The organism is Chryseobacterium sp. MDT2-18 (assembly GCF_030815285.1).
Classification (GTDB): Bacteria; Bacteroidota; Bacteroidia; order Flavobacteriales; family Weeksellaceae; genus Kaistella; species Kaistella salivictor.
Genome location: NZ_JAUSWQ010000017.1, coordinates 1 through 13498 on the forward strand (window position 1 = coordinate 1; position 13498 = coordinate 13498).

The 13498-nt window shown below is 37.0% G+C and carries 13 protein-coding genes; 2 read left to right on the forward strand and 11 right to left on the reverse strand.

Annotated elements, in window-relative coordinates:
• Window positions 1-553: 553 nt before the first annotated feature.
• The 8 genes from QF004_RS13415 to leuS all read right to left on the reverse strand — a co-directional run bounded on the left by QF004_RS13415 (window position 554) and on the right by leuS (window position 9520).
• Window positions 554-2218 (reverse strand): hypothetical protein, encoded by a 1665-nt coding sequence (locus QF004_RS13415; protein WP_307427279.1) that lies wholly within the window; start codon window positions 2216-2218, stop codon window positions 554-556.
• Window positions 2219-2320: 102 nt separating this feature from the next.
• On the reverse strand, window positions 2321-3193 hold the full coding sequence (locus QF004_RS13420; RefSeq protein WP_307427282.1) for a PstS family phosphate ABC transporter substrate-binding protein: 873 nt from the start codon (window positions 3191-3193) through the stop codon (window positions 2321-2323).
• Window positions 3183-3380 (reverse strand): C4-dicarboxylate ABC transporter, encoded by a 198-nt coding sequence (locus tag QF004_RS13425; protein ID WP_246012433.1) that lies wholly within the window; start codon window positions 3378-3380, stop codon window positions 3183-3185. Before QF004_RS13425 ends, QF004_RS13420 begins: the two co-directional genes overlap by 11 nt.
• A gap of 73 nt (window positions 3381-3453) precedes the next feature.
• A complete protein-coding gene (locus QF004_RS13430; RefSeq protein WP_133438919.1) occupies window positions 3454-4293 on the reverse strand; it encodes an energy transducer TonB in 840 nt (279 codons plus the stop codon).
• A gap of 30 nt (window positions 4294-4323) precedes the next feature.
• Entirely contained in the window at window positions 4324-4893 is a 570-nt protein-coding gene (locus tag QF004_RS13435) for a biopolymer transporter ExbD (protein ID WP_133438920.1), read from the reverse strand.
• Between the two features lie 7 nt (window positions 4894-4900).
• Window positions 4901-5503, reverse strand: coding sequence for a biopolymer transporter ExbD (locus tag QF004_RS13440; RefSeq protein WP_133438921.1), 603 nt, complete (start codon window positions 5501-5503; stop codon window positions 4901-4903).
• A 78-nt stretch (window positions 5504-5581) separates the two neighbouring features.
• The gene (locus tag QF004_RS13445; RefSeq protein ID WP_133438922.1) at window positions 5582-6451 is read right to left on the reverse strand and encodes a MotA/TolQ/ExbB proton channel family protein; all 870 of its coding nucleotides are present in this window, start codon (window positions 6449-6451) and stop codon (window positions 5582-5584) included.
• Window positions 6452-6706: 255 nt separating this feature from the next.
• Entirely contained in the window at window positions 6707-9520 is a 2814-nt protein-coding gene (leuS, locus tag QF004_RS13450; RefSeq protein ID WP_307427286.1) for a leucine--tRNA ligase, read from the reverse strand.
• Window positions 9521-9616: 96 nt separating this feature from the next.
• Between leuS and QF004_RS13455 the strand changes: the two genes are divergently transcribed.
• Together QF004_RS13455 and QF004_RS13460 are read left to right on the forward strand one after the other, a co-directional pair.
• Window positions 9617-10369, forward strand: a complete 753-nt coding sequence (locus tag QF004_RS13455) for a glycosyltransferase (protein ID WP_307427289.1) — start codon at window positions 9617-9619, stop codon at window positions 10367-10369.
• Window positions 10369-10980, forward strand: coding sequence for a deoxyuridine 5'-triphosphate nucleotidohydrolase (locus tag QF004_RS13460; protein ID WP_307427292.1), 612 nt, complete (start codon window positions 10369-10371; stop codon window positions 10978-10980). Before QF004_RS13455 ends, QF004_RS13460 begins: the two co-directional genes overlap by 1 nt.
• Window positions 10981-10993: 13 nt before the next feature.
• Here QF004_RS13460 and QF004_RS13465 read toward each other — a convergent pair whose 3' ends face one another.
• Genes QF004_RS13465 through QF004_RS13475 form a run of 3 tightly spaced genes read right to left on the reverse strand, consistent with a single transcriptional unit; the run spans window position 10994 to window position 13489 of the window.
• Complete coding sequence (locus QF004_RS13465) at window positions 10994-12244, reverse strand: 3-deoxy-D-manno-octulosonic acid transferase (protein ID WP_307427294.1); 1251 nt, start codon at window positions 12242-12244, stop codon at window positions 10994-10996.
• Window positions 12244-12729 carry a hypothetical protein gene (locus QF004_RS13470; protein ID WP_307427297.1) on the reverse strand — a complete coding sequence of 162 codons (486 nt, stop codon included), beginning with the start codon at window positions 12727-12729 and terminating at the stop codon, window positions 12244-12246. The genes QF004_RS13465 and QF004_RS13470 overlap by 1 nt, the downstream gene beginning before the upstream one ends.
• 49 nt (window positions 12730-12778) lie before the next feature.
• Window positions 12779-13489, reverse strand: a complete 711-nt coding sequence (locus tag QF004_RS13475; RefSeq protein WP_307427298.1) for a C40 family peptidase — start codon at window positions 13487-13489, stop codon at window positions 12779-12781.
• Between the last annotated feature and the right edge of the window lie 9 nt (window positions 13490-13498).

Sequence of the window (13498 nt, forward strand, 5' to 3'; positions counted from 1 at the left end):
ATTTTGGGACTAATTAGGAAATGTGAATAACTAATATTGCAACTTATTAATTAATAGTAAAATACAAAATATTTGGAGTTATCCACTTTATGTGAGGCAGCATTTTTTCAGCAGCAAGCACACATTAATCCCAGCATATACAAGCATTCTGGGTGCTGACCGGCTTTGTCTGTCCGCTATTATTTGCAGCACTGGCAACTTAAAAACTGAAAAGAGGCGAAATTTCAACCCATGTTTCCAAGGAAATGATGGGAATATTCTAAAAAAGGCTTTATTATATAAAGAGTAGATTGTCTTTAAGAAAAAAAACATCTATTAATACAGAGATTCCCCCATTTGTAATGTATTCCCTCCTCATTATTCGCTGTGTTTTTTTTTAAAATCATTTCATCAGCAATTCTGAACCACCCAGCTATATCGTCATCAACATAAAACAAAGATAATTGGCATTAACAAGAATATAATTTCTATAACCATTTTTAGAATTTGCTAAAGCCATTCAAAACAAAAATCCCACTCTTTCGAATGGGATTGTATATTATTGAATTAAATATTATTTATTCAACTGCTTGTTCAGATCAATTGCATCCTGATAAGAAGGATTTAACTGCAATGATTTACTCACGTAATCTTTGGCTTTTGCCGGATTAGTATCTTTTTCTAAATAAGCTACTGCAAAATACGCGTAAGAAAGAATCTCTTTGCTGCTTTCAACTTCTGCAGGCTTCACAGTTGCAATAAATTTCTCGTAAGCGATTTTAGCCAATTCTTTATGGCCAGCTTGCTGCTGCGCATAGCCTTGACTATAATAAGCTGGTGCCCAGTCAGGCAACAATCCACTCATTTTTTGCCAAGAGAGAATCGCGCCGTTCCAGTTCTTAACTTCCTGGTATGCGTTTGCCAACTTGAACAATGCATCAGTATCCTGAGGATTTGCGGCCACTTGTTTTTTCAATGCTTCGATTTCCGGACTGGTCGCTCCTGCGTCGACAGCAGCTTGATTGACGCCACCGCCACCTTTGATTTTCACCAATTCGTCATCCCACTTCATGGTTTCATCTTTAGCTGCTTTGGCAATCGCGATTTTTTGCTGTGCTTCTGCATTTAAAGCTGATTTTTTAACAGGATCTGTTTCCTTTTGTGCTAATCCTGCAGCGATAAGACCCATTAATCCTTCATCAGATGTTTTAACTCTCGATTTGTCGGCTTTGCTAATAAACGAATCCATGCTGCTTTTTGCACCAGCATAATCTCCATCAGCATATTGTAGATAAGCTCTTAATTTAAACTTAATAGGATCATCTACTTTATCAAATACTTTATCCAAATACATTTTCGAGTTTCCATAATCTTCATTAGTAAAGAAAAGTTTAGAAATTTCTAACTGGGTATCAGGATCTTCATCTGCATATTTTGCATAATTGATCAAATCCTGGGTTGCCAATGCATTTTCCTGATATCTGATGTCATAAGCAGCTTTTGCTTTATAAGCAGGAGCATACGTTGGATCTGCCAGAATGGCTTTATCGATATTTTCTTTAGCAGGTTTCCATTGCTGGGCTTGCATCCAGAGTGTTCCAATTCTCGTAAAAACAGAAGCTTTGTTTTTTGCACTTGGCAAAGCTTTCTCGTAAGCAGTCATTGCAGAGCCTGCAACTTGTGGACTGTTTGTCAATTTCAGACGGTATGCATCCCCAAGCGTATAATAATAATGCGCAGGCGTTCCATTTTTAGCAGATTTCTCTATGGCTTTGTTCAAATAATCAATTGCCATGTCAGCGCTGCCCGTACCACCGAAAAGGGTAAGTGCTTCTGCAGCTCTGTAAAGTACTTCGGGATCTTTTTCTTTAGAATCCTTCACAATATTTTGAATTTCAGCTATTGCCGATTTATCTCCTTTTCCTAATCGAATAGATGCTAATCCAATTTTATTAAGATTACTTTTTTTATCTATTTGTAAACCTTTATCGAAATCTTCTTTTGCTTTTTCAAAGTTGGGTTCAAACTGAGTGAGATAGGAATTTCCTAAATAAAAATAATTATCTGCAGTGGCAGATTTTGCAACCATTTCTGTAAAAATCTGTCTGGCATGGGCATACTTGTGACTGTCTGCACTATTAATCCCTTCCTGCAAAGTTTGACCAAAAGCAAAATTGCAGAAAAAACCAACTGAAACCCCGAAAGCAATCTTCTTCGTTAAATTCATTATATCTTTCATTTTAAATTGTTTAATATGTTTTGTAAAAACTTTCTATCGATAACACCCAATTTTTATACCAAAACTGCAGGTGATGATAGTGAGCGCTAATTTTATAAAAATTTAACGCATCTGTACTTCTCTTTTAATAATATAGTAAGGTTGTAAACCCTCTTTTGAAACTACAATCTGCCCAAGCTGGGTACAGGAGAACCGGATAAAACCATTTGCCAAACCAAAATACTTTTCATTGGTCAGAAAATACAAAATACGAGCAAAAGGATAAGACATATCGACCAGATTTTCTACCCGTGGTTCAAAAGATTTACTATCCTGAACAACCTTCAAAATCTTGACCGATTTTTTTAAATTTTCGGATTCCGGATCGTAAGGTCTGCTGACCGTATTTAAGCCAACAGCTCCGATTTTATCTGGAAATTTATTTAATTGTTCTATGATATTTTTATTCCCATTAATAATAGAAAACTTTAATTGATCCGGTTTAGTATTTAATTTCTGAGCGACGAAATTAAGGTTGCTCGAATTGGTTCCATCAAAAATAATATTCTTTTTGTCACTCGTCAGCTCCTGCTTAATTTCTTCCATGGTGATTGATTCTCTTGGAGAATCATTTGGAACGACAAACACCACTGCGTCAGCGGCGAATTTTGCCGGAAGCCAATCCAGACCGGTTTCTTTATTGTAAGCTTTTTTTTCATCTTCGCTTAATTCCCGAGACATTACAATCACGTCAACTTTTGCTTCTAATAAATCTAAAAAACAAAAATCTTCTTTTTTAATTTTCAAATTAATCTTGGTGTTGGGATAAAGTGCCATATACCGCTCAGACAATGCTTCTGAAACACTGGCGAAAGATTCATCTACTTCCATAGTGATTTCACCTTGCTGAGGACTACCCACAACAACATCCGGTTTCTTTTTGCACGATATCAACAGTGCAAAAATACTTATCATTAAAACCAGTTTATTCTTCATTTCGGTATTCTCTGATTCTATAGATTGCGCGAATGATTCTAAAGACACCGTACAGCACGAAGAGGCCTCCTAATGGATAAGCGACATTCGGTTCTAAAAAGATGACGAAGAATTTATAAACTATTACCACGATTCCTAAAAGAACATAGAAAAATCCGGCAACTATGGAAAGCCAATTAAATATCATATCCCACAAAACTACAAAAAAAATAAAAAAGAGAAGCTTTCACTTCTCTTTTCTATTCGTATAATTAAAAATCTTATTCGAACTGCATTGTTAGAGGTAATCTGTAACGATATCTTACAGCTTGACCATTAATTTTTGCAGGAGACCATTTATTTTTTACAGACTTCACAGTTCGCACTGCTTCAGCGTTAAATGTTTTGTTAGGGCCGTCAGCTTTAACATCGGTAATTGAACCATCCCGTTCAACTACGAAAGTAATTGTTGTTTTCACAACACCTTCATCCCCTTCCATTGCTCCGGTATCAAAATTGTTTTGAACACTGGATCTAAACTTGTTAATTCCACCCGGGAATTCAGCTAACTGCTCTACTTCCGTATAAACCTGCGTTTCTGAAACCTGAGGTTTTACTTCTACCGACTGCACCTTTCCGGTTGATGGAGGCGGTGGCGGCGGTGCATAAGCAGGAGCTTTCACTCCTTCCTGAGCCACAACTCCTGTCGTTGTTTCCAACTGTTTTGAAATTGGCGGCGGTGGTGTCTCTACCTTAGGCGCTTTTACCGGCTCCGGCACTACGTTCTGAATCACCTCAATTTTAGGTTCTTCTTTTGGTGGCGGTGGTGGCGGTGGCGGTGGTTCGTTGGGCGTTTCTATAATTTGCTCCTGTTCCGGAAGAATGTCAATTAAATTGGCATTTACTTCTGTTGTTTCTTTCGCCGTCATTTGTTTTATTTTCATAATTACAAATGGGGTAATTGCGCAAACAAGGAATAAAACCGTTCCGAAGATGAAAGCTTTGGTAAGGACTGATCTATAACTTGTTCTTAAATCAAATGCACCATACGCTTTATTTCTATTTTCAAATACAATCTCATCCAAGGTAGGAGTCGTATTGTAAGTGTGTTCATCTGCCATTATTCTGTCTTTTAATATTAAACGTATCTTCTAGTTGGTCGGTTTAGCAGGAGCAGTTTTTGATTCCCCTACTTTTTTCTCATAAACAGCTTCTTCCCAAGGTTTAATATCGGTAATACCGTATATTTCATTTTTGGTAATGGCCATTTCATCTAGCATATCTACGAAATTTTTATATACTGCATCGTCCGTTGGCTTAATGATCACCGTAAATTTGGCTGGATCTTTTGCTCTGGCTTTTGCCTGCTCGATTACTTTTGTAATCCCTTCTCTATCAAAAGTAGTTTCATTAAGAGTTGCTTCTGTAAGCTCATCTCTTGATAACTGGTGATAGAAAATCTTATTGTCTTTCCCTAAAATTATTGAAATAGAGTTTGATAAGTCAATTTCTGTATCAGGTGGTTTTTGGTTTTCTTTCGGTTTTGCCGGAAGACCTAAATCCATCACATTCGGTTTGTTAAAAGTGGTCACTAACATAAAGAATGTAATCAAAAGGAACGCCAAATCCACCATGGGGGTTAAATCTACGTGGGGTACCTGCTTTTTCGAGCGTACCTTTCCGCCTTTCCCGCTGTTGTCTTTTACTTGTACTTCTGCCATTTCTTAATTATTTTGCCACTTCCTGACTTGTTATTAACCAGAATTTCAAGAAATCAATATCTCTCAATCCTTCAAATAAAGATTTAACTTTAGGATACTCAGTGTCCACATCCCCTTTGATTGCTAATTTGTAATCAGGGTTGATGGCCAAACTTTGTTGTACCCAATCTATTAACTGTTTATTTGTACTATCCATAGGGATTCCCGTTTTGCTTTTAAAAGCTTTACGGTCTTCCTCTGAAAGATCCAAGAATCCTTTAAGTTGATTCATCGGAACTCCAATTGACTGAACATTGGAAAAAGCAACTTTTTCCGGGTCAGTAAATTTCATACCATACTTCTCTCCCATTTTATCCAACAGAGCAATTCGCTCGGTTCCGTTTTCAACTGGTGTAAAATAGAATCTTCCGTCCTGTGTGCTCAAAATAGTCATTAAACTCGCATCTGGAAGAAGCTTTTCAGATATAGAAGATGGCGTGGTTATCGTCTCGATATCAGGTTTTGCAAACTGAGCCGTGAGGATAAAGAATGTAAGGAGTAGAAACGATACGTCGGTCATCGCCGTCATATCTACCCTTATATTATGTCTTTTTGGTTTGACTCTCGCCATTGTAAATTATTTTTTATTAAACTTCTGTTTTTTTTGAGATTTTTTGAAATTCAAATCATCTCTATCATTGCTGAATTCTTAGTGGAATTCGGCAAATGACTGCTGGATTGACATTGCGATTTCGTCAATTTTGAACGTTAATCCGTCAATCTTAGAAGTAAAATAGTTATAAAGAATAATTGCAACCGCAGATGTACCAATACCTAAAGCAGTATTTACTAACGCTTCAGAAATACCGATTGATAATGCAGCAGAATCTGGAGTACCTCCACCAGAACCCAATGCGCTAAATGCTTTAATCATCCCGATTACTGTTCCCAATAGTGCTACCAAAGTTGCTACGGTACCCAAGGTAGAAAGAATCATCATGTTTTTCTCTAACATTGGCATTTCAAGAGTTGTAGCCTCTTCGATCGATTTGTTAAGTGCTACCATTTTCTGCTCTTTGTTCATGGTAGTATCATTGGATAATGCTTTGTAGGTGGTTAATCCTTCTTTCACCACATTTCCGATAGATCCTTCCTGTCTGTCGCATTCTTCGATTGCTTCATCAACTTTGTTTTGATTCAATAATCTTCTTACAGTTAATACGAAATTATCAACGTCTCCTTTTCCTGTTGCTTTACCTAACACTAAAGCACGTTCGATTGAGAATACGATTACGATAATCATAAAAGAAATAAGAATAGGTACGATTGGTCCTCCCATGTAAATAACTCCCATAAAACCATTACCTGGGTGTAATTCTTTGGTTTCTAAACCTGAAAAAGCTACAGATGAAAGACCATCAAGCCTTGGGTCAGCTTTAAAATTACCTGGGTTACCTAATACAAAGATGTAAATAGCGATTCCTATTAATATAAGAACAGGGATTATTAACGCCGGATTTAAACCTCCTAATTTTTTAGCAACTACTTGCTCCTCGTTGTTTGAAACATTCATTTCCATACTAAACTAAATTATAATTGTTATTTTAAATTTTCGAGTTGTAAAATAAAGTTAAAATATTTAATAATGCAAGTCTTTAAGGATCATTAAATTTAATTTTATGCAATGTTACGATACATTAACATTGAATTATTGATAATAATTGAATTAAAAAATGATTATAATTTTCAATTTCAAAAATACCTTTAAAAAATCACACAAATTACATGCACTTTTTTATGATTGCACCATAAAAATATTTTTCATTATTTATTTTCAGAGAACAATATTAATTATTTTTTTCGGTACAATGATTACTTTTTTTGGATTATTTCCCTGTAATTGTTCCATTGTCCGATTATCAGCTAAAACTATTTCCTGAATTTCAGGTACTGATAACTCTGCGGAAAGACTTAATTTAAATCTCATCTTCCCATTAAAACTCACCGGATATTCGATTTCATCTTCTATCAAATACTTTTCTTCAAATTTGGGGAAAGGCGCAAACTCGATCGACCCGGTATGTCCTAATTTGCTCCACAACTCCTCTGCAACATGTGGAGCATACGGCGAAACAATAATTGCTAAAGATTCCAGGATATTTCTTTTATTGGTTTTCAGCTTCTGCAATTCGTTTACCGCAATCATAAACTGCGAAACTGAGGTATTAAATGAAAAATTATCAATATCCGACACCACTTTTTTAATTAGTGTATGCAGGATTTTATATTCCTGTTTTGATGGTTCATCCTCTGAAACTTCGAAATCATCTCCATTAAAATAAAGGTTATAGAACTTTTTCAAAAATCCGTAAACCCCACTTAAGCCTTGGGTATTCCACGGTTTTGACTGCTCCAACGGACCAAGGAACATTTCATACAAACGCAAACAGTCTGCGCCATATTCGTCACAAATATCATCGGGATTTACGACGTTGTATTTGGATTTGGACATTTTTTCGACCTCGCGTTCGCAAATGTATTTCCCATCTTCTAAGATAAATTCAGCATCAGCGTATTCTGGACGCCAGTTATTAAATTTCTCTGTATCGAGTTCATCGGTTCCTCCTTTTAATAAAGAAACATCAACATGGATTTTTTGAACCTGGTAATCTTTTGCTAAACCTTTAGAAACAAATTGGTTCGTTCCATCAATTCTTAAAACATACGCGCTCATCCCCAAAATCATTCCCTGATTAATCAGTTTTTTAAACGGTTCTTCATGATCAATGTAACCACGGTCTTTCATAAACATATTCCAGAAACGGGAATACAGTAAATGTCCGGTGGCGTGTTCGCTTCCGCCAATATACAGATCGACCTGTCCCCAATAATCTGAAAGATTTTTATCGGTAAAGACTTCTTCGTTTTTAGGATCCATATATCTTAAGAAATACCATGAACTTCCGGCCCAACCCGGCATCGTGGATAATTCTAAAGGAAAAACCTTTTCATCGTCGATCAGATCAGTCGAAACAATTTTCTGATTTGCTTCATCCCAGGCGAAATTTTTAGCGTTTCCTAAAGGTGGATCACCATCTTCAGTTGGAAGATATTTCTCAACGTCAGGTAATTCCAACGGCAACGCTGAAACCGGCAAAGTGTACGGCATTCCCTCTTTATAATAAACAGGAACCGGTTCTCCCCAATATCTCTGGCGGGAAAAAATCGCATCCCGCTGTCGGTAATTGGTTGTCCCATGACCGATATTTCTCTTTTCAATCTCAGAGATAATTAATGATTTAGCGTCATCATATTTTAATCCATTTAAAAATTCTGAATTCACACAAACAGAATCTTTCGAATCAAAAGACTCTTCCTGAATATCATTGTCATTTTCAATAACATTAATGATCGTCAAACCGAATTTTTTCGCAAAACGGTGATCGCGTTCGTCATGTGCAGGAACAGCCATTACCGCGCCTGTTCCATAACCCATCAACACATAATCAGAAATATAAACCGGCATCTCCTGATTGGTAAACGGATTCAAAGCATAACTTCCGGTGAATGCACCACTCACATTCTTCACGTCAGACATTCGGTCTCGCTCCGTTTTCTTAGAAGTCTGTTCGATATAATTTTCAACCTCTTCTTTTTGACTTTCTATCGTTAAGCTTTTAACCAAAGGATTCTCAGGTGCCAAAACCATAAAGGTTGCCCCGAAAATCGTATCTGGACGCGTGGTGAAAACGGAGATTTTTTCTGCAGAATCTTCAACACCGAAAGTCACCTGCGCACCCTGAGATTTTCCGATCCAGTATTCCTGCGCATCTTTCAGCGGTTGGGGCCAATCCAAAGAATTTAAACCTTGCAGTAATCTTTCAGAATAGGCAGTGATTCTCATGCTCCACTGCATCATTTTCTTTTGAAAAACAGGAAAACCACCTCTTTCAGATTTCCCATCTTTTATCTCATCATTCGCCAAAACAGTTCCTAAACCCGGACACCAATTTACAGTAGTTTCTGCACGGTAAGCTAAACGGTAGTTTAACAAAATATCCTGTTGATCCAGCTCAGAAGCACTTTTCCATTCTTCTGCAGTGAAATCTAACTGATCGTTTTGAACCGCTGATAAATTTTGAGTTCCGTGGTTTTCGAAATGACGAATCAATTCTTTAATATCTTCTGCTTTATCAGTCGTTTTATTATACCAGGAATCGAAAAGCTGAAGAAAAATCCATTGTGTCCACTTATAAAAAGAAGAATCTGAAGTTCTCACTTCTCTGCTCCAATCAAATGAAAAACCGATTTTACGCATTTGCTGTTCGTACCGCGTGATATTTTCTTCCGTTGTTACCGCAGGATGCTGACCGGTTTGTATCGCATATTGTTCCGCCGGAAGTCCAAAGGAATCGTAACCAATCGGATGCAGGACATTATAACCCTGATGCCTTTTATATCTCGCATAAATATCTGACGCGATATAACCCAGCGGATGACCAACATGTAAACCCGCACCGGAAGGATAAGGAAACATATCCAAAACATAAAATTTCGGTTTATCGGTTGTATTTTCAGTTTTATAGGTTTGATTTTCTTCCCAGAATTTCTGCCACTTTTTGTCGATGGATTGATGGTCGTAAAACATTTCTTGATTTTAATTAAGTCACAAATTTAAGGTTTTGAAATGAATTTCTGAATGAAACTAATTATCGTAAATTTGAACCTTAAACTTTAAAACACAATGCCCGAAGTTTCCATCATTACGCCCTGCTATAATTCTGCAAATTTCTTAGAAGAAACCGTTCAGTCGGTGCTCAATCAAAAATTCACTGATTGGGAATGGTTGGTCACAGATGATTGTTCTTCGGATGATTCTGTGAAAATAATAAAGGAAATTAATGATTCGCGAATTACCCTGACGGTCGCAGAAAGAAATGGTGGCGCTGGTCATGCCCGAAATTTATCTCTGGAAAAAGCCACAGGAAAATTCATTACTTTTTTAGATGCTGATGATTATTGGGAACCCGACTTTTTAGAGGAAATGGTTTCGTTTATGAAAAAAGAAAAAGCCGAACTCGCCTATTCCAATTATGCGAGATGTGATAAGAGTTTAAATCCAAAAATAGCAGATTTTCAGGCAGACAAAGAGGTTACTTTTGATAACCTGTTAAAAACCTGTCGCTTATCTTTATTAAGTTCCATGTACGATTCTGAAAGAGTAGGCAAAGAATATTTCCCGGCTGGAAGCAAACGGGAAGATCATGTCATGTGGCTGAATTTATTAAAGAAAATTCCGGTCGGAAAACCATTGCCGAAAACCATGGCAAAATACAGAATGCACGCAAGCAGCATTTCCAGAAAAAAGACCAACATTATGAAAGACCAGTATTTGGTGTATAAAGATTATATGCATTTTTCCACCTTAAAATCCTGGTATTACACGGCGAATTGGGCATTAAACGGATTTATGAAATACTCTAAATTTTTTAATTAATGGAATATTCAAAAGAATTTAAAGAGGCGATTTCAAATTTCACCTCTCAGGAAAAAGATAAATTGATTATCCGTTTGCTTAAAAAAGACAGGATTTTATCGCACCGGCTTTATTTCGAACTCATCGATCCGGAAACTGCCGATGACAAGAGAAATCAAATGGAATCTCTCATCAAAAATGAAGTTTCGGTTGCCGTGAAAAAATTCGGACGAACCAAATATTTCCTGCCAGCGATTCGAAAAGTGAGCGCAAAAATAACAGAACATGTTAAGATTACAACGGATAAATTCGGCGAAGTTTCTTTAACGCTTTTATTAGTGAGTGAAACATTAAAACACGCCCCAAAAACCGGTGATCACTACAAATTATATATTTATCTCCTCAATAAAATATTCCGTTCTTTTGTTTTAACTAAAAAATTAGATCCTGATTATTATTTAGATTTAGGGGAAATTTTTGAAGAAGTTCATCAGCAAATTGTAAAAAATAAAAGCCTGGAAGATCTCACGTTGCACAACGGATTATTTCTAAGTTGGTTCGATCCTGAAAACATTCCTGACCACATTGATTTAATTCTGAAAGGAATCAAGGCAGAAGGATTATTGCGCTGAGAAAAATTTTACGCTATTGTTTAAGCTGATGCTTTTTCACAATCTGTTCAAGAATAATTTCGGAAGCGATTGGCTGTTCTTCAATAAAATTCCGGGCATTATTTCCCATCTTTTTTAAACCGGCATCATCTTTTAACAAACCTAATAAATAAGGAGCGGCAAAAAATTCGTCTTCAAAAGATTGCCCACCGTTTCTGGCAATAAGCTCGTCAGCTTCCGGATTTTTCGTGTATTGATTTCCGAAGAAAACGGGAATTCCGAAAGTGGCTGCTTCTAAAATATTGTGAAGCCCTTTTGAATGAAAACCACCGCCAACCACTGCTAAATCACCGTAAGAATACAATTTGGAAAGCAGTCCGATACAATCGATAATCAGCACTTTTACATTTAAGAAGCGTACAGATTCTTTGTCGGTAATCTGGGAATAAAGAATCGCCGCCGGAAATAATGTTTTCAAATGAGCGACCCTTTTTAAATCGTGAGGTGCGATAATTATCTTCACGTCTTTATTTTTTGCACCGATAATTTCTGCCAGCCGTTCTTCCGCCTCCCAGGAACTTCCAAAGATAACCGTTTTGTGACCTTGCGTAAACTCGCCGATAAAACCCACCGTATTATCTCTCTCGCGCAGCTTGCGAACCCTGTCGTACCGGGTATCTCCTGTGGTCATCGAATTACTCAAGCCAATTCCTTTCGCCAACGCAGTTGAATGTCTGGTTTGATGGAAAAAGAAATCCACATTTTTTTTCAGCTGTTTTGCAAACCAACCTCCATAGACTTTAAAGAAAATTTGTGTTTCATAAAACAACGCCGAGACGACGTATATTTCTGCTCCCTGCTTTTTCAGTTCTTCTAAAAGATGATACCAATAATCATATTTTACGGTAAAGAAAATAGCTGTTTTAAAATTTGAAGTAAACTCTTTCACCCATTTCTCGGTATCGAAAGGAAGATAACAAATCACGTCGGCAACCGTATCTTTTTTAATGACATTCTCGTAACCCGACGGTGAGAAAAAGGTAATTAAAATTTTATGATCAGGATATTGATCCTTCAGTTTTTCCAGGACAGGAAGTCCCTGTTCATATTCTCCCAAACTCGCGGCATGCATCCAGATTACCTGATCTTCCGGAGAGAATTCAGCCTTCACCAAATCACAACTCTGCCTTCTTCCGGCCAAACCTTTTTTTAATTTATAATTAAAAACGGCTCCAATTCTCATGAAGGAAATCAGCAAACGGATGAAAAGGTTGTAAAAAAACATTAATGGGTAAGGTTTTGCGAACCGGTTCTTTTAGCAATCCGAACAGAGTAAGCCACCATGGTGATTACTCCTAAAAAAAGAACAACGATCAGATAATTGTTAATTGGGCTTAAAGCATCATTTTCGCCTAATCCGATAGAGACACTTTCGTAAGTAATGACGGTCAAAAGCAACATAACTATCAGCTGAAAAACGCTCAGCGTTCTCTCTGCCTTTCGGGTCTCCTTTTTATTGTTTTTAGGCATTTTCAGAAAAAGAGAATTGATGATTTTCGTGAGATAAAAATTCAGTAAATAAATAAAAGAAGCAACTGCCGCAAAAAGCCAAATCAGTATCCTAGGCACAAAAAAGCTCGGTTTTTCATCCCATCCTAAACGCACAGGAACTGACACAGGCAAACTTCGGAAATTCATAAAAATATAATCCCAGATAAAAATCAACAGACAAAAAGCGATAATTTGCAGATAAAAGGGTAGTTTTTTCATGATGATTAAAAATAAATAGCGAGCCCTAAATTAAGCATTATATTTTTTTTTAAAAAATACTGCGCAAAAACCGAAGTTTATGGGTGTGTTTATTCAATTCTTTATTAAAAATCCCGGTGGAATCCAGCGAGTCGATTCTCACCTTTCCGTAGGCATGAATTATTTCCTGATTATCGAGCATCATTCCAACGTGAGAAATTTTTCCTTCTGCATCTTCAAAAAAGGCTAAATCTCCGGGTTTACTTTCTTCGACGAAACTCAAGACCTCGCCTATTTCCGATTGGTGCTGAGCTTCTCTTGGAAGAAAAATTCCGTGAACTTTATAAATGAGCTGTACAAATCCGCTGCAATCGATACCGAAAAAACTTCTGCCGCTCCAGAGATAAGGTACATTTAGGAATTGCTTAGCCGTTTCCGAAATAGTTCCGACCTTTAAAAATGAACGTTCCGCTTTTTCAGAATTCACTTCACTCCCTATCGACAACAGGATTGCACCTTGCGAAGTGTTATACATCTGAATGGTATTCAGTACCAGTTCCGTCTTTCTTTCAAGGAAATATTCTTCGGAAATCTCACAAATCTGCTGTGCATCAATCCAACCTTCATAACCATCAAAATCCATTTTTACTTTGACGAACTTTCCTGTACTTTCAAGAATATCAACCGTTTCGCCGTAAAGAAGCTGCGAAGTCATTTCTGACTGATGAGATTGTTCTGCGCGGATTGCCGCCACCGAAACCGTACAAATTCCTTTGTTCATCGTTATTCC

Bases quoted from the DNA above. Each gene is read 5' to 3' on its own strand.
- QF004_RS13470 (WP_307427297.1), bottom strand. From the start codon at position 12,729: ATGAAAAAACTACCCTTTTATCTGCAAATTATCGCTTTTTGTCTGTTG.
- QF004_RS13425 (WP_246012433.1), bottom strand. From the start codon at position 3,380: ATGATATTTAATTGGCTTTCCATAGTTGCCGGATTTTTCTATGTTCTT.
- QF004_RS13465 (WP_307427294.1), bottom strand. From the start codon at position 12,244: ATGTTTTTTTACAACCTTTTCATCCGTTTGCTGATTTCCTTCATGAGA.
- QF004_RS13460 (WP_307427292.1), top strand. From the start codon at position 10,369: ATGGAATATTCAAAAGAATTTAAAGAGGCGATTTCAAATTTCACCTCT.
- QF004_RS13435 (WP_133438920.1), bottom strand. From the start codon at position 4,893: ATGGCAGAAGTACAAGTAAAAGACAACAGCGGGAAAGGCGGAAAGGTA.
- QF004_RS13455 (WP_307427289.1), top strand. From the start codon at position 9,617: ATGCCCGAAGTTTCCATCATTACGCCCTGCTATAATTCTGCAAATTTC.
- QF004_RS13475 (WP_307427298.1), bottom strand. From the start codon at position 13,489: ATGAACAAAGGAATTTGTACGGTTTCGGTGGCGGCAATCCGCGCAGAA.
- QF004_RS13430 (WP_133438919.1), bottom strand. From the start codon at position 4,293: ATGGCAGATGAACACACTTACAATACGACTCCTACCTTGGATGAGATT.
- QF004_RS13445 (WP_133438922.1), bottom strand. From the start codon at position 6,451: ATGGAAATGAATGTTTCAAACAACGAGGAGCAAGTAGTTGCTAAAAAA.
- QF004_RS13415 (WP_307427279.1), bottom strand. From the start codon at position 2,218: ATGAAAGATATAATGAATTTAACGAAGAAGATTGCTTTCGGGGTTTCA.
- QF004_RS13440 (WP_133438921.1), bottom strand. From the start codon at position 5,503: ATGGCGAGAGTCAAACCAAAAAGACATAATATAAGGGTAGATATGACG.
- QF004_RS13420 (WP_307427282.1), bottom strand. From the start codon at position 3,193: ATGAAGAATAAACTGGTTTTAATGATAAGTATTTTTGCACTGTTGATA.
- leuS (WP_307427286.1), bottom strand. From the start codon at position 9,520: ATGTTTTACGACCATCAATCCATCGACAAAAAGTGGCAGAAATTCTGG.